We start from the raw sequence: 19,951 nt of genomic DNA on the forward strand, positions 1-19,951 counted from the left end.
ACATGTCGGTCGACAAACGCACCTATGACGATCTGTGGACGCTGATCGCGGCGCCGCTGGTCTGGGCGCTGCACTTCCTGTTCAGCTACACGGTGGCGGCTTATGCCTGCGCACCGCAGAGCTGGCTGTTCAAGGATCTGGCGACGGCGCGGATCGCCATCGGCGTCGTCACGCTCCTGTCGCTGCTGGCCATCGCCTACGGCTTTCGCCGCGCCTGGCGCGACTGGTCGGCCGGGGGCGGCGGCCATCGCCACGATCGCGATACGCCGGAGGACCGGGAGCGGTTCCTGGAATTCTCGACGCTGCTGCTCGCCGCCCTGTCCTTCGTCGGCGTCATCTTCGACGTCCTGCCCGTCATCATGATCGCGGACTGCCGGTAATGCGCAAGCGGATCGATTTCATCCTGACCTGGAAGCGGATCGGCGCCGCCGCGGCCGCCGGCGTCGTTGCCGCCTTCGCCCTCGGCTGGTCCGGCATGGTGCCGATCTCAGCCTCCTCCGGGCATTTCCCGCCCTTCGGCTGGTTCCTGCACTGGGTCATGGGCAACGCCGCCGAAAAGCAGTCGCTAGCCGTCAGCGTTCCCGACGATCTCGACCTGTCCGACCCGGCACTGGTCAAGCGCGGCGCCGGGCATTTCGCCACCGGCTGCGCCGTCTGCCATGGCAGCCCGACCGAGGCCCAGTCGCCGGTCGTCCTGTCGATGACGCCGGCTCCGCCGCGCCTCGAGGAACGTGTGCCGGAATGGTCCGATCGCGAGCTGTTCTGGATCGTCCAGCACGGCATCAAATATACCGGCATGCCGGCCTGGCCGACACAGGCGCGCGCCGACGAGGTCTGGGCGCAGGTGGCCTTCCTGCGCGCCCTGCCCGGCATGTCGCCGGCCGCCTATGACGATCTGGCGCTGGCCAGCGGCGGCGATAGCGGGCTGGACAGTGGGAATGGCGCGCAGAACACCACCTTGTCCAACGGCGCCGAACTCGCCTTCGAGGACGCGCTGGCCGATTGCGCCCGCTGCCACGGCCGCGACGGCTATGGCCGCGGGCCCGACGGCACCTTTCCGGTTCTGGCCGGACAGCCGGCCGACTATCTTCTGGCCAGCCTGCAAGCCTATTCCAACGGCGAGCGCGCCAGCGGGTTCATGCAGCCACCGGCCCGGCGCTACGATGCCGAGATGCTGGCGCGTCTCGCCGAGCATTTCGCTGGCGTCGAAGGACCCGAAGGCCCCGCGGCGACGGGTGGGGTCGGATCCGACGCGGCCGCAGCGACGCCCCCTGTCGAAACGCCGAAGACCGAGACCGAACGCGCCGTGCCGGGGGAAGCGGCCTCGGGCCCGCCCGACACACGGGACGGGCTTCTGGCGCTGGGCCGACGGCTTGCCGAAGACGGCCTGCCGGAGCGCAAGCTGCCGGCCTGCGAAAGCTGCCACGGCGCCGATGGCGCCAATCGGGAGCCGGCCCGCAACGCCGTCTATCCGCGTCTGGCCGGCCAACCCGAATGGTACCTGAAGACCCAGTTGCATCTGTGGAAGGAGGGGGAGCGCGGCGGCACCGCCTATGCCCATGTCATGACGAACATCGCCAAGCACCTTACCGAGGAGCAGATCGAGGCCGCCGCGGCCTGGTACGGACAGACCGCGCCCGGAGATGGCCGGCATCAGGAGATCCGCCCGTGAGCGGCGCGACGCCTGCGGACTGGGAAGGGCGGATGGCGCCGGGTCTCGACGTGATCGAGGCCATCGCCATCAAGGCCTATGACGAGCTGCCGGCCGAGTTCCGGGCCCTGTCGGGCGAGATCCGCTTCCTCATCGCCGAGTTTCCCGACGACGACGTCGTCAAGGAGATGGCGCTCGACAGCCCCTTCGACATTCTCGGCCTGTTCGAGGGCCGCGGCATCGGCGATCTCGGCAGCCCGGTCACCGGCGAACTGCCGAACCGGATCCTGCTCTATCGCCGGCCGATCCTCGACTACTGGGCCGAGCACGAGGAGACGCTGGGCAGCCTCGTCTCACATGTCCTGATCCACGAGATCGGGCATCATTTCGGCCTGTCGGACGAGGACATGGAGGCACTGGAGGACTCGGTCGCCTGACGCCGACGCCGCTTGCGCCAGCCCAGAAACGCCAGCACGGCCAGTGTGCCGGTGACGATCGAGACGGTCATCGGCATGGCCAGCGCCAGAAGCGCGAAGACCGTCAGGCAGGCGGCGCCGAACAGGCCCAAGGCGGCACAGCCGATGCCGTAGCCGAGGGCCGATTCCAGATGGCGTTTCGTCTTTTCGGGCATGGTCACGCCGCGGTTCGGGCATCGGCCCGAGCCGTTTCCTCGCAGAATGTCGGTTATTGTTCGCCGAGCTTCATGGCCGGATCGTAGTCGCGACCCTCGACGATCTTGGTCACTGCCTGGCCGCAGCGCATCGCGCCGGCCGCCGCGTCGAAGGCGTAGGTCGGCGAGCCGTGCAACTCCCAGCCCTTGGAGAGGGCGAGCGAGACCTTGTGGCAGAAGCTGGAATCGTCCGGCCCGGAAAGGAAGCGGTAGAGTTTCATGCCGTCGTCCCGCGTTCGGCGATGCTGTCGCGCATCTGGAGAAGTGCCTGCGCCTGGGTCAGATGCAGCCGCTCGACCATGCGGCCATCGATCTGCAGGACGCCCTTGTCCCGGTTTTCCGGCTCTGCGAAGGCCGCAACCACCCGCTCGGCCCAGGCGACCGCCTCCGGATCGGGCGAGAAGGCCTGATTGGCCGCCGTGATCTGGCTCGGGTGGATCAGCGTCTTGCCGTCGAAGCCCATACGCCGGCCGGCCGCGCATTCCGTTGCAAAGCCCTCCGTATTGCGGAAATCGGCATAGACGCCGTCGAGGACGGCGAGGTCGTAGGCTTTCGCCGCGACGACGATCTGCATCATCCACGGCATCATTTCGGCCCGCTCCGGTCCCGGTTCAATGCCGGTGGACAACGCGATGTCGTTGGGCCCGACGATCAGCGCGCCGAGCCGGTTCCGGCTGCCCTCGCGGGCGATCGTGCCGACGTCGAGAATGCCGAGCGGCGTCTCGATCATCGCCCAGAGCTTCAGCCTGTCCGGCGCGTCAGTTTCGGCCAGCGCGACGGCGGCCTCTTGCAGCATCGCAACGGTTTCGACCTTGGGCAGGAGGATCGCATCGACCCCGGCTCCGCGCGCCATTAGGAGGTCTTCGGTGCCCCACTGCGTGTCGAGCGTGTTGATCCGCACGATCCGCTCGCCCTTGAAGGAGCTGTCCTGCAGATGCGTGCGCAGGCGCTCGCGCGCCGCGTCCTTCTCGTGCGGGGCGGCGGAATCCTCCAGATCGTAGATCAGGCCGTCGGCGGCGAGACCGTCGGATTTCTCCAGCGCGCGGGCATTGGCGCCGGGGACGAAGAGCAGCGAGCGGCGGGGGCGAAAGGGCGTGGTCATGGCCGATGTCATGGCCGATTCAGCTGCGCGAGGCAATCGCCGGGCCGGCCCGGGCGACGCCCCGGTTTGCGCCTCGGCGGCGCCATGCTATCTCCCCGGGCGAGGAACATCCGCCGACACCATCGGCGAGCCAAGGGGATGGAGCCATGCAGAAATTCGACCGCCTGACCGGGATCGCGGCGCCACTGCCGATCATCAACATCGACACCGACATGATCATCCCCAAGGACTATCTGAAGACGATCAAGCGCACCGGCCTCGGCGCCGGCCTGTTCGCCGAGTCGCGCTTCAACCGGGACGGCTCGGAGAACCCGGACTTCGTCCTGAACAAGCCGGCTTACCGCAATGCCGAGATCCTCGTGGCGGGTGACAATTTCGGTTGCGGCTCGTCGCGCGAGCATGCGCCCTGGGCGCTGCTCGACTTCGGCATCCGCTGCGTGATCTCCACGTCCTTCGCCGACATCTTCTACAACAACTGCTTCAAGAACGGCATCCTGCCGATCACCGTGACGCCCGAGCAGCTCGAACTGCTGATGGACGACGCCGAGCGCGGCGCCAATGCCCGCCTAACCATCGATCTGGAAGCCCAGACCATCTCCGGCCCCGACGGGGGCGAGATCACCTTCGAGATCGACCCGTTCCGCAAGCACTGCCTGCTCAACGGTCTCGACGACATCGGCCTGACCATGGAGAAGGCCGAGACCATCGGCTCCTACGAACAGGATCTGGCCGAGCGCCGTCCCTGGGCCTGAGCCTGATCCCCGGCCGTCGCGGTTGCCCTCGACGGCCAGCGGTCGATAGACGGCGGATCAATCGGCCGGTTGCCGCGCGCTCCAGCCGCGGCAGTTAAGCGGAGCATCGTCGCTGCGACCGCCCTTTGGGGCGCCCTTGGGGGTCGCCCGTGGGGAGTCGCAGCGCAGTACCGGAAGGATCGGTCGGCATGCTCGCCTGGATGTCCGAGAACAGCGGCGCGCTCAACGTCGCCCTGAACGCCGCCATGCTCGGCGTCTGGGGTGTCTATCTGCAGATCATGGTGACCAGCTACCGGCGCCAGCGCCGGTCTTCCATCCTGATCACCCGCGGCGCCGGCCACGGCATCCGCTCGCGCTGCCTGATCACCAATATGGGCGCCGAACAGGTCTATGTGACCAGCCTCCTGGCCACGGTCACAGCAGGCGACGAGACGCGCGAATACACGCTCACCGATCTGCGCGACCTGCCGGAAGACCTGGGCGAGGATCCTCATTCCGCCATGCGCCAGGGCAGCCTCGGCACCGGGCGCTACATGGATCTGGGGCATTTCGACGAGCTGCTGAAGGAAATCACCCGCACCGATCCGGACTTCACCCGCAACGCCACGATCGACACCTTCGTGCTGACCGTGGTGGCGCTCTACGGCACCGAGCGGATGCCGGTCGGCGCGACGCGCAGTTTCGCCATCAAGAAGGACGAGGACGGCAACCGGCAGATCGTGCCGCATTCGGTGGAGACGCGTCAGATGCGCGGCCGCCGCGACCGCAAGACGCTGCGCAACAAGCTGATGAAGCATATGTAGGCTTCGCGGCCGCGGCGCTCTTCAAGGTTCTGAACGAAAAACGGCCGGCCTCTCGCGAGGCCGGTCGTCTTCATGTCGTCGTCTGTCTGTTCGACGGGCGGTAAGTTCAGGCCCGGCGCGGTGCCCGGCGGGGCTCTTCGCCGCGGCCGAGGAACTTCTTGGCCACCCAGCCGACGATGACTGCCTTGAGAATGCTCTTGATCATCCTGCGCTCCTGTCGAAGTTATCTTGCGCAAACAACGCAGATGTCCCCGAGCGGTTGCGTCGCAGTCACGCGGGATGATCGTTCTTGCCGTTGCTCGGCCCCGTTCAGGCAGTCCTGGCGAGCGTCTCGCGGAAGCGTGCAGCCACCGCGTCGCCCATCTCCTCGGTGCCGACCTGGCGGCAGCCCTCGCCCATGATGTCACCGGTGCGCACGCCCGATTCCAGCACGTCGGCGACCGCGCCCTCCAGCGCATCGGCCTCGGCGACCATCTGGAACGAATAGCGCAGGCACATGGCGAAGGAGGCGATCATCGCCAGCGGGTTGGCGACGCCCTTGCCGGCGATGTCCGGCGCCGAGCCGTGCACCGGCTCGTAGAGCGCCCGGCGCGTGCCGGTCTTCTCGTCGGCCGCACCCAGCGACGCCGAGGGCAGCATGCCGAGCGAGCCGGTCAGCATCGCCGCGATGTCGGAGAGCATGTCGCCGAACAGATTGTCGGTGACGATGACGTCGAACTGCTTGGGCGCGCGCACCAGCTGCATGCCGCCGGCATCGGCCAGCATGTGCTCCAGCTCCAGATCGGCATATTCCTCGCGATGGATGCGGGTGACGACCTCGTTCCAGTAGAGGCCCGACTTCATGACGTTGCGCTTTTCCATCGACGTCACCTTGCCGCGACGGGTGCGGGCGAGGTCGAAGGCGGCCCGGGCGATGCGCTCGATCTCGTAGGTATCGTAGACCTGGGTATCGATGGCGCGCTTCTGGCCGTTGCCCAGATCGATGATCTCCTTGGGCTCGCCGAAATAGACGCCGCCGGTAAGCTCGCGCAGGATCAGGATGTCGAGACCCTCGATCACCTCGCGCTTCAGCGAAGACGACCCCGCCAGCGCCGGATAGCAGATCGCCGGACGCAGATTGGCGAAGAGCTCCATGTCCTTGCGCAGCCGCAGAAGCCCGGCCTCGGGGCGCTTGTCGTAGTCGACGCCATCCCATTTCGGCCCGCCGACGGCCCCGAACAGCACCGCGTCGCTGGCCATGGCAAGGCCCATGGTCGCGTCGGAGATCGGCGCGCCTTCCGCGTCGTAGGCGCAGCCGCCGACAAGCGCGGTCTCGGTCTCGAAGCCGGCGCCGACCGTCTCGTTCATCAGGGCGGTTAGCTTCTCCACCTGTGCCGTCGTCTCGGGGCCGATCCCGTCGCCGGGCAAGAGCAGGAGCTTGCGGGTCGTCATCTTGGCGTATCCTCCATGGTGCCAGTCATCGTGCCGGCTTTACACCAAAGGACGCAGCTGGACACCCTGCCGATCCGGCGCCCGGTTCGCCAATTGTGGCCGAGCCGGCAGGGGCGTCCCGACAAATGCCGCCAAATGGCCTTGTTCCGTCAAGGCGCCGTTAACCGCGCAGGACCATAAGCGGGCGATACGAAGGAAGCGTCGGCGCATGTCTGGCAGCCGGCCCGCAAGGGCCCGGCCCGGCAACGCCATGGAGAGTTGCGTGCCGTTCTTCATCCCGACCCCGATCGCCGACAATCTGATGTGGAGCCTCGCGATTCTCGTGGCGACATTCGGCCTGCGCTGGGCCGGCGAGTGGTTCGCCACCCGCAATACCGATCCGATCGAGGCCCGTCAGCGCCGCTTCACCATCCGCGCCATCACCCATGCCGTCGTCGCCGTGGCGCTGCTCGGCATCTGGCTGAGCGAGATCCAGAACCTCCTGTTCTCGCTGGCCGCCGTCATGGTGGCGCTGGTCGTGGCGACCAAGGAACTGATCATGTGCATCGCCGGTTCGGTGTTGCGGTTCGGCGGCCATCTCTTCAAGGTCGGCGACCGCATTGACATCAACGGCATCCATGGCGAGGTGATCGATCACGGCCTGTTCTCCACGACGATCATGGAGCTGCCGCCCCATCATCTCGGCCATTCGGGCACCGGCCGCGTGGTGATGCTGCCGAATGCGATCCTTTTGACCGGGCCGGTGCGCGTCGGCGCCCAGCCCCGGCACTTCTTCCCGCACCGCTTCACCCTGACGCTCGAAGGCCCGGTGCCGGTGCGCGAAACCAAGGCGCGGATCGAGGCGGCGGCCGAAGCCGCGCTCGCCGACGATCTCGACCGGGCAACGCGCTTCCACCGGCTGGCGGCCGGCAAGGCGGGCGCCGAGATCGCCGGGCCGGGCTACGAGGTGACGGTCGGCACCTCCGACATCGGCAAGTTGCAGTTCCACGTCATGCTCTATTGTCTCGTCCAGGATGCGGGCGCCCTGCAGCAGGCGATCACGCTGGAGGCGCTCGAGGGCCTTGGCGCCGCCCGCACGGTCAAGCCCGGCGAGCAGCGGGCCTGGGACGAGATCGCCCGGCAGCTCAGGGAAGCGGCGCGACCGCGCGAGGCCGCCGCCTGAGCAGCGACAAAGTCCTGCCAGGCAGGGGCCGGAGCGGGGTCCGCAGGCTTGATATCGCGGCTTGTCGGGTGGGCCGAACCCGGCCCGCGCAATTGACAAGCCCCGTGCATCCGCGCATATCGCGCCTCATGTCCGTACGCTGCACCGTCAAACCGTCGACTCTGTGACGCCGCCTGCCCCGCTGGTCTCCCCCGGGGCAGAGACGCGAGCGTGCGAAGAGTGAGCGGGGAGAGCGAAGGATTGCATCCCATGGGTTACAAGGTCGCCGTCGTCGGCGCTACCGGCAATGTCGGGCGCGAAATGCTGGAAATCCTGGCCGAGCGCGGATTTCCCGCCGACGAGGTCGTGGCGCTGGCCTCGCGCCGCAGCCAGGGAACCGAGGTCTCGTTCGGCGACAAGACGCTGAAGATCGTCGCGCTGGACCAGTATGATTTCAACGGCACCGACATCTGCCTGATGTCGGCGGGCGGCGACATCTCCAAGGAATGGTCGCCGAAGATCGCCGCCGCCGGCTGCGTCGTCATCGATAATTCCTCGGCCTATCGCTACGATCCGGACGTGCCGTTGGTGGTGCCGGAAGTGAACGCCGATGCCGTCGAGGGCTTCCGCAAGAAGAACATCATCGCCAATCCGAACTGCTCGACCGCGCAGCTCGTCGTGGCGCTGAAGCCGCTGCACGACGTCGCGACGATCAAGCGGATCGTGGTCTCGACCTACCAGTCGGTCTCCGGCGCCGGCAAGGAGGGCATGGACGAGCTGTTCAAGCAGAGCCGCGCGGTCTTCGTCGCCGATGAGATCGAGCGCAAGAAGTTCACCAAGCGCATCGCCTTCAACGTCATCCCCCATATCGACGTCTTCATGGAAGACGGTTCCACCAAGGAAGAGTGGAAGGTGATGGCCGAGACCAAGAAGATGCTCGACCCGAAGATCAAGGTCACCTGCACCGCCGTGCGCGTGCCGGTCTTCATCGGCCATGCCGAAGCGGTGAACATCGAGTTCGAGAAGCCGATCACCGCCGACGAGGCGCGCGACATCCTGCGCGAGGCACCCGGTTGCCTCGTCATCGACAAGCATGAGGACGGTGGCTACATCACCCCCTACGAATCGGCCGGCGAGGACGCGACCTACATCTCGCGCATCCGCGAGGACCAGACCCTCGACAACGGCCTGAACATTTGGGTCGTCGCCGACAATCTGCGCAAGGGCGCGGCCCTGAACACGGTCCAGATCGCCGAATTGCTGATCAATCGCGGTCTCCTGAAGCAGCGCGACGCCGCCTGAGGCACCGTTCCGCGGTCGCCCGGTCCGCCGGGCGGTCGCTGCCGCGCGGCCTTCATGCCGCGCCGGTCTCGCCCTCCTTCCGTACGGTCTGGCCGGGTCTGGCACCTGTGTCGGCAATGCCGCCGCATCTGTGGCCGGGCCGCAACGATCCAGCCACATTCCAGACATCTGTGCTGTCTAACGGCCATCGGACCGGGACATTTCGCGCGGGCTTCGCCCCGCCTCACACATCTGGACTTTCGCTGATGAAGAAGCTCGCTTTCGTTCTCGCCCTCACCGTGGCCTTCGCCGGCTGCACGACCGATCCCTATACCGGCGAGCAGAAGCTCTCCAACACCGTGGGCGGTGCCGGCATCGGCGCCGGCGTCGGCGCGCTCGGCGGCTATCTGGTCGGCCGCGCCGCCGGCGTGGATTCCGGCCGCGCCGCACTGATCGGTGCCGGCATCGGTACGCTCGGCGGCGGCGCCGTCGGCGCCTATATGGACAACCAGGAAGCCAAGCTGCGCGACCAGCTGCGTGGCACCGGCGTGTCGGTCACCCGCGTCGGCGACCGCATCATCCTGAACATGCCGTCCAACATCACCTTCCCGACCGACCAGTCGTCGATCCTGCCGGCCTTCTACCCGACCCTGAACTCGGTCGCGCTGGTCCTGAAGGAATACGACAAGTCGATCGTCAACGTGTACGGCCACACCGACAGCCAGGGCTCCGACGGCTACAACTTCACCCTGTCGCAGCAGCGCGCCTCCTCGGTCAGCCAGCTTCTGGCCTCGCAGGGCGTCGATCCGCGCCGCCTGAACACGCAGGGCTTCGGCGAGAGCCAGCCGGTCGCCTCCAACGACACCGAGTCCGGCCGTGCCCAGAACCGCCGCGTCGAGATCGCGATCTCGCCGCTCACCGCGGGCTAAGTGCGGCGCGCCCATCCGGCGCGACCATCGTCGACCAACATGCAAGGCCGTCCGGGATATCCCGGGCGGCCTTTCCGTCTGTCGGGCGCCTGCGATGGCCCGATGTCAGGCCGCCCGGAATTGTCGCGAACATTGCGTACAAAGCGTTGCGGGAGATCAATCTCCGGTCGCCTTAACCCCATGCAGGATCAGGCTTTCTCGCTCCGGTTGCGGCCGCTGTTCAGCATAAATTAAGAGCCGACCCCTAACACTTCGCCGGTGTGCCTGAAACCAGCCCGCTGCGGGCGGTAGGATGGATCGATTTGTTCAGGGCCCTGGCCTCCTATCTGATCGACATGGATCGCAAGCCCCGCCGGCTGGAGCTGCAACTTCAGGAGCGGGTCCGCGTCGAGCAGCTGGACTTTGCCCTCCGCCTCGCCCCCTTTACCGTCATCACCAGCATCAGCGTCGTCCAGGTCGTCTCCTACCTGTTCTGGCAGCCCGAGCTGGCCGGCTATCTCGTGCTCCTGCAATGCCTTGCGATCCCCGCGACGGTGATCGCGCTGGAGCGCTGCTGGCGCTGGCGCAGCTCGGCCAAGCCGCAGCGGGTCGACAGCAGCTATGTCGAATGGTTCGCCCGGCTGGCGCTGTTCGCCGGCACGCTTCTGGGATCCGTTCCGCTGGTGCTGTTCGCGCAGGCCGGCGCCGACGGGCGGCTGCTCATCGCATCGACCTGCGCCGGCCTGATCGCCACCGGCATCGGCCTCGCCGTCGTGCCGCGTGCGGCGATCAGCTTCACCGGCCCGATCGTGGCGGGCAGCTTCGTGGCGCTGGCGACCACCGGCGAAGCCTTCTACATCTTCGTGGCCGTGCTCCTGGCCATCTATTCGGGCTTCATCTTCGCGACGATCGTGCATCTCAGCCGGCTCGTGACCATGCGGGCCGCCTCGCAGGTCGAGCTGGAACGCCAGCAGGAACTGACCAATCTCCTCCTCAACGATTTCGAGGAGAATGCCAGCGACTGGCTGTGGGAGACCGACGGCGATCTGCGGCTTCGCCATGTCTCGGCCCGCTTCGGCGAGGTCGCCAATACCCGCATCGCGGATCTGCAGGACCGCCCGCTCGGCGAATTGCTGCCGCCGCCGGTCCGTACCGGCGAGGCCCACGCGGCGGCCATGCTGTGGTCGTCGATCGGCGCGCGCCTGCCCTTCCACAAGATCGTGCTGCCGGTGGATGTCTCGGGCAGTAACCGCTGGTGGGCGCTGAGCGGCAAGCCGATCATCGACACGGCCGGCCGGTTCTCCGGCTATCGCGGCGTCGGCTCCGACGTGACCCAGAAGAAGACCACCGACGACCGCCTCGCCTATCTGGCCAGCCACGATGCCCTGACGGAGCTGCCCAACCGGTCGCTCTTCCAGGAAAAGCTCGCCGAAGCGCGCAACGGCGATCCGGATCAGGTCCGCTTCGCCGTGCTGCGGCTCGACCTCGATGCGTTCAAGAGCGTCAACGACACCTTCGGCCACGGTATCGGCGACGCACTGCTGCGCAATGTCGCCGGACGCCTCCTGAGCTTCGCCGACCCGGCCCGGACCATCGCGCGGCTGGCCGGCGACGAATTCGCCATCGTCGCCAACGGCCACGACCGCGAGGCGGCGGCCGAGCTTGCCGGTCACCTGGTGGACCGGATCAGCGCGCCCTACCGGATCGGCGATCTGAGGATTTCCGTCGGCGTCAGCATCGGCGTCGCCACCGCCCCGGAGAACGGCTCGGAAGAGGTGATGCGCCGCGCCGACGTCGCGCTATACCGGATGAAGCAGGAGGGCGGGCGCAGCTTTCGCTTCTACGAAGCGCAGATGGACGAGCAGATCGAGGAATGCCGCGCCCTGACCGGCGAGCTGCGCGGCGCCCTGGAGCGGCGCGAGTTCATCCTCCACTTCCAGCCGCTGGTCTCGGCGCGGGCCGCGACCATTGAGGGCTTCGAGGTGCTCCTGCGCTGGCAGCACCCGACCCGCGGGCTGGTGCCGCCGGATGAGTTCATCCCGCTGGCCGAGCAGAGCGGTGCGATCATCCCGCTGGGCCAGTGGGTGATCCGCGAAGCGTGCCGCATCGCCGCCGCCTGGCCGTCGAAGCTGACGGTCGCCGTCAATCTGTCGCCGATCCAGTTCCGCCACAGCGATGTCGTCGCCATCGTCCGCGACGCGCTGCAGGAGAGCGGGCTCGCTGCCGAGCGGCTGGAACTGGAGATCACCGAATCGGTGTTCCTGGAGGCCACGCAGGAAATCCTCGACATCCTGCGGACCCTGCGCGGCATGGGCGTCAGCCTGTCGCTCGACGATTTCGGCACCGGCTATTCGAGCCTCAGCTATCTGCGCCGCGCGCCGTTCACCAAGATCAAGATCGACCGCAATTTCGTCCGCGACCTGCCCGACGCCAAGACCGACGTCGCCATCGTCCGGGCGGTCGTGCAGCTCGGAACGAGCCTCGGCATGACGGTGACGGCCGAAGGGGTCGAGACCCTCGCCCAGCAGACCTGCCTCGCCGAACAGGGCTGCCACCAGTTCCAGGGCTATCTCTACAGCCGCCCGGTTCCGGCCGATGAGGCCGAGGCCCTGATCCGCAAGCCGCGGCTGAACCTCGTAAACCCCCACGCGGCCTGAGCGCCGCGCGCCTGCGCCGCTCGGTCGCCGTTCAGATGCTGTTCTGGGCCGCCCGCGTCGGCAGTCCGGCCACATCCGGCGTCTCGCCCAGATGCGGCGATTCCTTCGGCCAGTAGGGCAGGAAGCCGCTGATGATGTCGCGCGGAATGTCCAGCGGCCGGTATTGCTCGGTATCGACGAACATCAGCGATTGCTCGCCGCGTCCGAGCAGACCCTGGCTCTCGCTGTGGATCTCGTGGGCGAGCGTGACGAATTTGCGGTTGTGACGGGCGATCCTGATGCGCACCGTCACCGGATCGAACTCACTCGCCTCGCGACGGAAGTCGTGGTTGAACGACTTGGTCAGCACGTAATAGCTCGTCGTCTTCAGGTCGAAATCCGGCATGCAGATGTTGAAGAACAGCTCGCGCGCCTTGCCGACCCAGCGAACGTAATTGGCGAAATAGACATTGCCGACCGAATTGGTGTCGTCATAGGTCGGCATCAGCTTCATCACGAAGGTCTGGCCGTCGAAGCCGTGGGACAGGCTCGTATTCGTCGACGGGCTCGGCACGTTCTCGTTGCGCGGGACGAGCTCGACCCGCGTCGGGATCGGCCCGGACGGCATCGGCGCGAGCCTGGTGGCCACTTCCGGCGGCGCGCCGAAGAGCAGTTGCCCCAGCATCGGGAAGGCGCCGATCAGCGCCAGCAGCGGCGCCCCGGCGACGAAGGCCGGAATCGGGGCCACATGGCCGATCAGGAAGATCAGCATGGCGGCCAGCCCGATCAGGTAGCACAGCACCGGATCGTAGCGCCGTGTCGCCCCCAGCACCTCGCAGACCAGGCAGCCCGCGCCGCCCACCAACAGCGTCGCGAAGGGCAGCATCAGGGCGATCTGCGAGAGCTGGGCCGACAGGGCAAGGCCGGCGACGCCGGCGGCTGCCGCCAGAAGCCACAGGGGCGACGACACCAGCCCGGCCGGAACGAAGGCAAGCAGCGGGCTGAGGCTGCGCTCCGTCAGCGCTCCCAGATGCCAGCGCGTTGCCACGTAGAAGCTGTCGATGGTGGTCAGCGCGGCGACCACCGACCAGACCAGATAGGCAAGGATCGCGAGCCCCGAGCCGCTACCGGCCAGCGCCAGTGCCACGGCGGGCTGCGCCTGGGCGACGCCATCGGCCGAGGTGAAGGTGATCAGCCCCGCGGACCCGGCGAGAACCGCGTTGAGGCACAACAGCCCGCAGAAGAGGAGCGATCCCGCACCATAGGCGACGCGCACCGAGCCGCCCTCGCGATGGATTTCCAGAACGCGCTGCCATTGCTGCACATCCATCCACGGACCCAGCAGGAAGCCGACGAGGGTCGGGATGACAAGGCCGTAGAAGGTGGCATCGAACGAGGCCAGCGGCACGTTGGGCAGGTTGGCTTTCACCGGCAGGCCGGTCAGGGCGACGCCGGCCGCGGTTATGCCGACCAGGAGCATCACCACATGCAGGAGCTTCAGCCGGACGAGCGGCAGGGCATGGCCGATGGCGCAACCCATCAGGACGAGCAGCCCCACCATGATCGCCGCATCGCCGCCGAAGAGCGGCTGCCACACATAGGCGACGAAGCCGAAGATGGTCAGCGCAACCGCACCGAGCTGGCACAGGAGGAAGATGCCGCCATAGGCGCTCTGGACCTGCCGGAAGATGGCGGCGGGGTCCCGGTTCGGCGCGCCGAGCACCCAGCCGAACAGGAACAGGCCGGTGATGTTGGCGGTGGCGAAGGCGGCGAAGGCTAGCCAGCCATGGGTCAGGGTGACGTGGATCGCATAGAAGAAACCGAGGCCCCACAGCCAGGACATCGCGATGGTTGGCGCCCAGAGAACAGATCGGAGAATCGAAAACTGGGTCATTGCGCACCATGTTCCTGAAGACCGCGGCTGGCGCCACGGCGCCCGACTGTTAACCTTCGATTAACAAAACCCACCCTGCAGTCAAAGAGTAGAGACACAAGTGCGCAACGCGATGACGGCGCTACGGCATGTCGCATCCCCAAGCGAAGACGACGCCGTCACAGTCGGCGAGACGACCGATCCATGGCATTTTGTCGCGGGATCGCAGGAAGCAGCATCGGAGAGCCGAATGCCAGACGCACATCCCGGCGCCGTCCGCTGGACCTATTCCGTCAGCGAACTGCGCGCCGACGCGGCCGTTCACGCCGTCGGCGTCCTCGCGGCGCTGAGCGGCAGCCTCATCTTCCTGATCGCCATGGTCGGCGAGGTGTCGGCGGCGACCTTTGCGGCGGTGACGATCTATCTCGCCACGCTGCTGTTCTCGATCGGCATTTCGGCCGCCTACAATGTCTGGCCGGTGTCGCGGATCAAGTGGATGCTGCGCCGGCTCGACCATTCGGCGATCTACCTGCTGATCGCCGGCACCTACACGCCCTTCCTGGTGCGCAGCCAGACCTGGTGGCTGCTTACCGGCGTGTGGAGCATCGCGGCGGTGGGCATTACGCTGAAGATCGCCCGGCCGGGACAGTTCGACCGGCTGTCGATCCTCCTCTACCTCGCCATGGGCTGGAGCGGCATCGTCGCCTACGACCACCTGTCGACCCAGTTGCCGCCCCAGGTGCTCTGGCTGATCGTCGCCGGCGGGCTGGTCTATTCGATCGGCGTCATCTTCCATTTGATGGAACGGTTGCGATTCCAGAACGCCATCTGGCACGCCTTCGTCGTGGCCGCCGCGGCGATCCATTTCGGCGCCGTGTGGGATTCCACCCTGATCACGGTCTAGCCGGTCCCGGTCCGCACAGAGGTGCCGTGCGCGCCTGCTAGCGCCCCGCCACGGCCGCGATCTCTGCGGGCAGTTGCAGGGCGCCGGTCGCCGCCGCGACGATCGCCTCGGCATCGAGGCCGAAATGGCGATAGAGATCGCCGATCGTGCCGGTCTGTCCGAAGCGTTCGACGCCGAGGGGGATCGTGCGGTGGCCACCGACGCCGCCGAGCCAGGACAGCGTGGTCGGATGACCGTCGATGACGGTCACGACCCGGCAATGCGGCGGCAAGCGTGCGAACAGCCGCTCGGCATGGCTGGTCGCACGGCGTTCTCCCTGCCGGCGGGCCCGCTGCGCCGCGCTCCAGCCGGCATGCAGCCGGTCGGCCGAGGTGACCGCCAGGACGCCGATGTCGCGATGGCGCTGGCCGAGCCGGCCGGCGGCGGCGATGGCCTCGTTCGCCACGGCGCCCTGATAGGCGATGACCAGTTCGCAGTTCGGGCCCGGCTCGCGCATCCAGTAGGCGCCGTCGACGACGCCCTGTTCGAAATCGGCGCTGGAGCGGCGGCCCGGCTGTTCCAGCGGGTTGGTCGTCAGCCGCAGATAGACCGAACCGCCGGCGGCATCGGCGAGGCTCGTGCGGGGGTCGGGCGTCAGCTCCCCGTCCCGCTGCATATGCGCGAAGCCCCAGCCCATGATGATCGCCAGCTCGTCGACGAAGCCGGGCTCGAAGGCCGCGAGACCGTCCTGCGTCATGCCGATCAGCGGCGAACCGATCGACTGGTGGGCACCCCCCTCTGGCGCCAGGGTCACGCCGGAGGGCGTGCCGACCACCATGAAGCGGGCATCCTGGTAGCAGGCGTAGTTCAAGGCATCGAGGCCGCGCGCCACGAAGGGATCGTAGACGGTACCGATCGGCAGCAAGCGCCGGCCGTTCAGCAAATGGGACAGTCCCGCCGCGCCGAGCAGCAGGAAGAGGTTCATCTCGGCAATGCCGAGCTCGATATGCTGGCCCTCCGGCGTGAACTCCCATTTCGCCGTGGACGGAATCTTCTCGGAGATGAAGGTATCGGTCTGAGCCTTGCGGGCGAACAGCTTGCGCCGGTTCACCCACGGACCGAGGCTGGTCGTGCCGGTCACGTCCGGCGACATGGTGACGATGCGCGCGGCGAGCTCGGTTTCGGTCTTGGAGATGTCGTCGAGGATGCGGCCGAAGCCGGCCTGGGTGGACATCTCGGGCTCGGCCCGCGTGGCGATCGCAGGAACGGGAATCGGCCGATCGGCATGGCGGCGCGTGCCCTCGGCGAAGAACGGCACGTCGGCCAGAAAAGCACGCAGGGCGTCCGGGTCCTCGACAGTGGCCCACCGGTCCCATTCGGCGCCCTCCGCCACGCCCATGTGGGCCTGCCATTCGGCCATCTGCGCCTTGTTCATCAGGCCGCCGTGATTGTCCTTGTGGCCGGCGATCGGCGTGCCCCAGCCCTTGATCGTATAGGCGAGGAAGCAGACCGGCCGGTCGTGGTCGACGGCGCGGAAGGTCTCGGCCATGGTGTGCACGCAATTGCCGCCAAGATTTTCCATCAGCTCGGCCAGTTCGTCGTCGCTGCGCCGGTCGATCAGAGCGGTGACGTCGCCCTGGTCGCCGAGCGCGTCCATCAGGCGGGCCCGCCAGACCGCGCCGCCCATGAAGGTCAGCGCCGCATAGAGCTGGTTCGGGCAGGCGTCGATCCACGCCTTCAGCGTCTGGCCGCCCGGCTCCTCGAAGGCGGCCCGCTGCAGCCGGCCATACTTGATCCGCACCACGTCCCAGCCGAAGGCGTCGAAGATCTTCTCGACCCGCTGGAACAGCCCTTCGCGCACGATGCCGTCGAGGGACTGGCGGTTGTAGTCGATGACCCACCAGGTGTTGCGCAGGTCGTTCTTCCAGCCTTCCTGCAGGCACTCATAGACATTGCCCTCGTCGAGCTCGGCGTCGCCGACAAGGGCAATCATCCGGCCGAGGGGAATGTCGGCACCCCAGGATTTGGCCTGGACGTAATCCTGGACCAGCGAGGCGAAGGAGGTGATGGCGACGCCCAGGCCCACCGAACCGGTGGAGAAATCGACATCGTCGACATCCTTGGTCCGCGACGGATAGGACTGGACGCCGCCATAGCCGCGGAAATTCTCCATCCGCTCGCGGGTCTGATGGCCCATCAGATACTGCATCGCATGAAAGACCGGCGAGGCATGCGGCTTGACCGCCACCCGGTCCTCCGGCCGCAGGGCCGAGAAGTACAGCGCCGTCATGATCGAGACGAGCGAGGCCGAGGAGGCCTGGTGGCCGCCGACCTTGATGCCGTCCACCTTCGGCCGGACATGGTTGGCGTGGTGGATCATCCAGTGCGACAGCCAGAGCAGGCGTTGCTCGATGGTTTTCAGATGGTCCATTTCGCTCGACATCGGCAGCTCTCCCGGCAGTCTTCTCCCTCCCGGCAGGGCGCAGCGGCGCAGGCCGCGACTGCCGGAAACCCTGCGGACGCTATCACCGGGCGCGAAGCGCTTTCTTGCGAAGACCTGCGTGGAAGGGTAGCGGTTCGGCAGTTTTCCACTTCGCAAGAGGCTCATCGTGGTGAATACCCCCAAGATCGACGAGATCGACCTGCGCATCCTGCGCGCGCTTCGAGTGGACGGACGGATGTCGGCGGCTGATCTCAGCCAGCGGGTCGGCCTGAGCGCGACGCCGGTCATCCGCCGGCTGCGCCAGCTCGAGGAGAGCGGGGTGATCACCGGCTATGCGGCGCTGATCGACGAGGTGGCGCTGGGCTTCGCCCTGTCGATCTTCGTCTCGGTCAAGCTCGACCGGCAGGTGGACGTGGCGCTGCGCAGCTTCGAAGCCGCGATCCTGCGCTTTCCCGAGGTCGTCGATTGCTGGCTGATGACCGGCAATCGCGATTATCTGCTGCGCATCGCCGTAACCGGGCTGAAGGAGTTCGAGACGCTGATGATCGAGCGTCTCGTCAAGATCGACGGCGTCGCGTCGATCGAATCCTCGATCCCGCTGCGGCGCATCAAGTCGGGCATTTCGCGCACGCCCTGACGCGCCGGCCTTCGCGCAGGACCGTCAGAAGCCCACGGCCTGCCCGTCCTTGCGCGGATCGGAGCCGGCGACATAGCCGTCCTTCACCTTGTGGATGAGCTGCGCTCCGCCGAAGCCATAGGAGGTGTCGGGCATCTCGCGGCTGATGCGGTGGCCCATCGCCTCGAGCTGCGCGATCACCGCGTCGCCAGCTGCCGCTTCCACCGCCACGTCCAGCCCCTCGACGATCCGCCAGCGCGGTGCGTCGACGGCAGTCTGCGGGTCTTGGCCCCAGAGCTGGGTCCGCAGCACCATCTGTACATGGCCCTGCGCCTGGATCGGGCCGCCCATGACGCCGAAGCTCATCAGCGGCTGGCCGTCCTTCATCAGGAAGCCGGGAATGATGGTGTGGAAGGGCCGCTTGCCGCCGGCAACCTCGTTGGGATGGCCTTTTTCCAGCGAGAAGCCGGCGCCGCGATTCTGCAGGCTGATGCCGGTGCCCGGCACGACGACGCCCGAGCCGAAGCCGGCGTAATTGGACTGGATGAAGGAGATCATCATGCCGTCGGCATCGGCCGCCGACAGATACACCGTGCCGCCCTGCTTCGGCGCGCCGGCCTTGAAGTCCTGCGCCTTCTGCGGATCGACCAGCCGGGCGCGGCTTTCCAGATAGGCCGGGTCGAGCAGATGCCTCTCCTCCACCTCGCGCATATGCTCGCGATCGGCGACGAAGGCCCACATGTCGCGGAAGGCGAGCTTCATCGCCTCGATCTGCAGATGCAGCGCCTCGGCGCTGTCCGGCGCAAAGCGTTCGAGGCCGAGATGCTTGAGGATGCCGAGCGCCATCAGCGCCGCGATGCCCTGCCCGTTGGGCGGGATCTCGTGCAGGTCGACCCCGCCGTAATCCTGGCTGATGGTGCCACACCATTCGTTCTCGTGGGCGGCCAGGTCGGCCTCGGTCATGGCGCCGCCGGTCTCGCTGGCGAAGGCGGCGATGCGCGTGGCCAGTTCGCCGCGATAGAAGGCCTCGCCCCGGGTCTCGGCGATCAGGCGCAGCGAGCGGGCGAGATCGGCACTGCGATAGAGCGTGCCGGCGGCCGGCGTCGTGCCACCCGGCATGAAATGCTCGGCGAAACCGGGCTGCGCCGAGAGGATGTCGGCCCCCCGCGCCCACAATTCGGCGATGATCGGCGACACCAGGAAGCCGTCCTCGGCATAGGCGATGGCAGGCGCCAGCAGATCGGCGAAGGGCAGCTTGCCGAAGCGCTCCGACAGGTCGCGCCAGGCGGAGACGGCGCCGGGCACGGTCGCGCTGTCCCAGCCGCGCTGGGGCATGGCGGCCTTGCCGGCAAAGCGTTCCGGGCTCCACGCCATCGGAGCGCGGCCCGAAGCGTTGAGGCCGTGCAGTTCGCTGCCGTCCCAGACGATGGCGAAGGCGTCGCTCCCGAGGCCGTTGCCGGTGGGCTCAACCAGCACCAGGACGGCCGCCGCCGCGATCGCCGCGTCGACGGCATTGCCGCCCTTAGCGATCATCGACAGGCCGGCCTGCGAGGCCAGCGGCTGCGAGGTGGAGACGATGTTGCGGGCAAAGACGGGCGAGCGACGGGACGCGTAGAGCGTGTCGTGACGAAAGCGCATGCGGGACTGTACCTCCTGAAGACCGGCGAGCCGGACCCCCTCCCGAGTCCTGCGCGGCGAGAATGCGCCGCGTCCGGCACCGATGGCAACCGGCATGCCAGCGCCATGCGGTGGACAGACGTC

Annotated in this window: 18 protein-coding genes; 11 read left to right on the top strand and 7 right to left on the bottom strand. The window is 67.5% G+C overall.

Going from position 1 to position 19,951, the window contains the following annotated elements; translation table 11 throughout:
- Window positions 1-2: 2 nt before the first annotated feature.
- The 3 genes from SI859A1_RS18395 to SI859A1_RS18405 are packed head-to-tail and all read left to right on the top strand — an operon-like array spanning window position 3 to window position 2,088.
- Window positions 3-380, top strand: a complete 378-nt coding sequence (locus SI859A1_RS18395) for a hypothetical protein (protein WP_009211180.1) — start codon at window positions 3-5, stop codon at window positions 378-380.
- Window positions 380-1,672 carry a c-type cytochrome gene (locus SI859A1_RS18400; RefSeq protein ID WP_009211181.1) on the top strand — a complete coding sequence of 431 codons (1,293 nt, stop codon included), beginning with the start codon at window positions 380-382 and terminating at the stop codon, window positions 1,670-1,672. Before SI859A1_RS18395 ends, SI859A1_RS18400 begins: the two co-directional genes overlap by 1 nt.
- 32 nt (window positions 1,673-1,704) lie before the next feature.
- Window positions 1,705-2,088 carry a metallopeptidase family protein gene (locus SI859A1_RS18405; protein ID WP_050767591.1) on the top strand — a complete coding sequence of 128 codons (384 nt, stop codon included), beginning with the start codon at window positions 1,705-1,707 and terminating at the stop codon, window positions 2,086-2,088.
- On the opposite strand, the gene SI859A1_RS18410 is transcribed toward SI859A1_RS18405, so the two are convergent.
- Genes SI859A1_RS18410 through SI859A1_RS18420 form a run of 3 tightly spaced genes read right to left on the bottom strand, consistent with a single transcriptional unit; the run spans window position 2,034 to window position 3,423 of the window.
- Window positions 2,034-2,288 (bottom strand): phage holin family protein, encoded by a 255-nt coding sequence (locus tag SI859A1_RS18410; protein WP_148233894.1) that lies wholly within the window; start codon window positions 2,286-2,288, stop codon window positions 2,034-2,036. The two genes, SI859A1_RS18405 and SI859A1_RS18410, sit on opposite strands and share 55 nt — an antisense overlap.
- 47 nt (window positions 2,289-2,335) lie before the next feature.
- Complete coding sequence (locus SI859A1_RS18415; RefSeq protein WP_009211183.1) at window positions 2,336-2,542, bottom strand: DUF1737 domain-containing protein; 207 nt, start codon at window positions 2,540-2,542, stop codon at window positions 2,336-2,338.
- The gene (locus SI859A1_RS18420) at window positions 2,539-3,423 is read right to left on the bottom strand and encodes an HpcH/HpaI aldolase/citrate lyase family protein (RefSeq protein ID WP_040326008.1); all 885 of its coding nucleotides are present in this window, start codon (window positions 3,421-3,423) and stop codon (window positions 2,539-2,541) included. The genes SI859A1_RS18415 and SI859A1_RS18420 overlap by 4 nt, the downstream gene beginning before the upstream one ends.
- A gap of 146 nt (window positions 3,424-3,569) precedes the next feature.
- Here SI859A1_RS18420 and leuD point away from each other — a divergent pair, with 146 nt between their 5' ends.
- Complete coding sequence (leuD, locus tag SI859A1_RS18425; protein ID WP_009211185.1) at window positions 3,570-4,175, top strand: 3-isopropylmalate dehydratase small subunit; 606 nt, start codon at window positions 3,570-3,572, stop codon at window positions 4,173-4,175.
- A 188-nt stretch (window positions 4,176-4,363) separates the two neighbouring features.
- Window positions 4,364-4,978, top strand: a complete 615-nt coding sequence (locus SI859A1_RS18430) for a hypothetical protein (protein WP_244401076.1) — start codon at window positions 4,364-4,366, stop codon at window positions 4,976-4,978.
- 309 nt (window positions 4,979-5,287) lie between these two features.
- On the opposite strand, the gene leuB is transcribed toward SI859A1_RS18430, so the two are convergent.
- Complete coding sequence (leuB, locus tag SI859A1_RS18435; protein WP_009211187.1) at window positions 5,288-6,409, bottom strand: 3-isopropylmalate dehydrogenase; 1,122 nt, start codon at window positions 6,407-6,409, stop codon at window positions 5,288-5,290.
- Window positions 6,410-6,617: 208 nt separating this feature from the next.
- On the opposite strand from leuB, the gene SI859A1_RS18440 reads away from it, so the two are divergent.
- The 4 genes from SI859A1_RS18440 to SI859A1_RS18455 all read left to right on the top strand — a co-directional run bounded on the left by SI859A1_RS18440 (window position 6,618) and on the right by SI859A1_RS18455 (window position 12,396).
- Complete coding sequence (locus SI859A1_RS18440) at window positions 6,618-7,571, top strand: mechanosensitive ion channel family protein (RefSeq protein WP_009211188.1); 954 nt, start codon at window positions 6,618-6,620, stop codon at window positions 7,569-7,571.
- A gap of 249 nt (window positions 7,572-7,820) precedes the next feature.
- On the top strand, window positions 7,821-8,852 hold the full coding sequence (locus SI859A1_RS18445; protein ID WP_009211189.1) for an aspartate-semialdehyde dehydrogenase: 1,032 nt from the start codon (window positions 7,821-7,823) through the stop codon (window positions 8,850-8,852).
- A 242-nt stretch (window positions 8,853-9,094) separates the two neighbouring features.
- Window positions 9,095-9,760, top strand: a complete 666-nt coding sequence (locus SI859A1_RS18450) for a YiaD family glycine zipper/OmpA-like lipoprotein (protein WP_024349360.1) — start codon at window positions 9,095-9,097, stop codon at window positions 9,758-9,760.
- A gap of 302 nt (window positions 9,761-10,062) precedes the next feature.
- Window positions 10,063-12,396 (top strand): putative bifunctional diguanylate cyclase/phosphodiesterase, encoded by a 2,334-nt coding sequence (locus tag SI859A1_RS18455; RefSeq protein WP_244401078.1) that lies wholly within the window; start codon window positions 10,063-10,065, stop codon window positions 12,394-12,396.
- Between the two features lie 31 nt (window positions 12,397-12,427).
- Here the strand turns inward: SI859A1_RS18455 and SI859A1_RS18460 are convergent, their stop codons facing one another.
- A complete protein-coding gene (locus SI859A1_RS18460; RefSeq protein ID WP_009211192.1) occupies window positions 12,428-14,269 on the bottom strand; it encodes an acyl-CoA thioesterase in 1,842 nt (613 codons plus the stop codon).
- A gap of 229 nt (window positions 14,270-14,498) precedes the next feature.
- Here SI859A1_RS18460 and trhA point away from each other — a divergent pair, with 229 nt between their 5' ends.
- Window positions 14,499-15,152 (top strand): PAQR family membrane homeostasis protein TrhA, encoded by a 654-nt coding sequence (trhA, locus tag SI859A1_RS18465; RefSeq protein ID WP_040326010.1) that lies wholly within the window; start codon window positions 14,499-14,501, stop codon window positions 15,150-15,152.
- A 37-nt stretch (window positions 15,153-15,189) separates the two neighbouring features.
- Here trhA and SI859A1_RS18470 read toward each other — a convergent pair whose 3' ends face one another.
- On the bottom strand, window positions 15,190-17,574 hold the full coding sequence (locus SI859A1_RS18470) for a thiamine pyrophosphate-binding protein (RefSeq protein WP_009211194.1): 2,385 nt from the start codon (window positions 17,572-17,574) through the stop codon (window positions 15,190-15,192).
- A gap of 166 nt (window positions 17,575-17,740) precedes the next feature.
- Here SI859A1_RS18470 and SI859A1_RS18475 point away from each other — a divergent pair, with 166 nt between their 5' ends.
- Entirely contained in the window at window positions 17,741-18,211 is a 471-nt protein-coding gene (locus tag SI859A1_RS18475) for an Lrp/AsnC family transcriptional regulator (RefSeq protein ID WP_009211195.1), read from the top strand.
- A 24-nt stretch (window positions 18,212-18,235) separates the two neighbouring features.
- Here SI859A1_RS18475 and SI859A1_RS18480 read toward each other — a convergent pair whose 3' ends face one another.
- Window positions 18,236-19,828: a gamma-glutamyltransferase family protein gene (locus SI859A1_RS18480; protein WP_040326011.1), complete on the bottom strand. Its 1,593-nt coding sequence runs from the start codon at window positions 19,826-19,828 to the stop codon at window positions 18,236-18,238.
- Window positions 19,829-19,951: the final 123 nt, after the last annotated feature.

Origin of the sequence: Aurantimonas manganoxydans SI85-9A1 (assembly GCF_000153465.1) — a bacterium.
GTDB lineage: Bacteria > Pseudomonadota > Alphaproteobacteria > Rhizobiales > Rhizobiaceae > Aurantimonas > Aurantimonas manganoxydans.

Excerpts from the sequence above, each read along its gene's own strand:
- SI859A1_RS18395 (WP_009211180.1), top strand. The coding sequence starts at position 3 with ATGTCGGTCGACAAACGCACCTATGACGATCTGTGGACGCTGATCGCG.
- SI859A1_RS18400 (WP_009211181.1), top strand. The coding sequence starts at position 380 with ATGCGCAAGCGGATCGATTTCATCCTGACCTGGAAGCGGATCGGCGCC.
- SI859A1_RS18405 (WP_050767591.1), top strand. The coding sequence starts at position 1,705 with ATGGCGCCGGGTCTCGACGTGATCGAGGCCATCGCCATCAAGGCCTAT.
- SI859A1_RS18415 (WP_009211183.1), bottom strand. The coding sequence starts at position 2,542 with ATGAAACTCTACCGCTTCCTTTCCGGGCCGGACGATTCCAGCTTCTGC.
- SI859A1_RS18420 (WP_040326008.1), bottom strand. The coding sequence starts at position 3,423 with ATGACCACGCCCTTTCGCCCCCGCCGCTCGCTGCTCTTCGTCCCCGGC.
- leuD (WP_009211185.1), top strand. The coding sequence starts at position 3,570 with ATGCAGAAATTCGACCGCCTGACCGGGATCGCGGCGCCACTGCCGATC.
- SI859A1_RS18430 (WP_244401076.1), top strand. The coding sequence starts at position 4,364 with ATGCTCGCCTGGATGTCCGAGAACAGCGGCGCGCTCAACGTCGCCCTG.
- leuB (WP_009211187.1), bottom strand. The coding sequence starts at position 6,409 with ATGACGACCCGCAAGCTCCTGCTCTTGCCCGGCGACGGGATCGGCCCC.
- SI859A1_RS18440 (WP_009211188.1), top strand. The coding sequence starts at position 6,618 with ATGTCTGGCAGCCGGCCCGCAAGGGCCCGGCCCGGCAACGCCATGGAG.
- SI859A1_RS18445 (WP_009211189.1), top strand. The coding sequence starts at position 7,821 with ATGGGTTACAAGGTCGCCGTCGTCGGCGCTACCGGCAATGTCGGGCGC.
- SI859A1_RS18460 (WP_009211192.1), bottom strand. The coding sequence starts at position 14,269 with ATGACCCAGTTTTCGATTCTCCGATCTGTTCTCTGGGCGCCAACCATC.
- trhA (WP_040326010.1), top strand. The coding sequence starts at position 14,499 with ATGCCAGACGCACATCCCGGCGCCGTCCGCTGGACCTATTCCGTCAGC.
- SI859A1_RS18470 (WP_009211194.1), bottom strand. The coding sequence starts at position 17,574 with ATGTCGAGCGAAATGGACCATCTGAAAACCATCGAGCAACGCCTGCTC.
- SI859A1_RS18480 (WP_040326011.1), bottom strand. The coding sequence starts at position 19,828 with ATGCGCTTTCGTCACGACACGCTCTACGCGTCCCGTCGCTCGCCCGTC.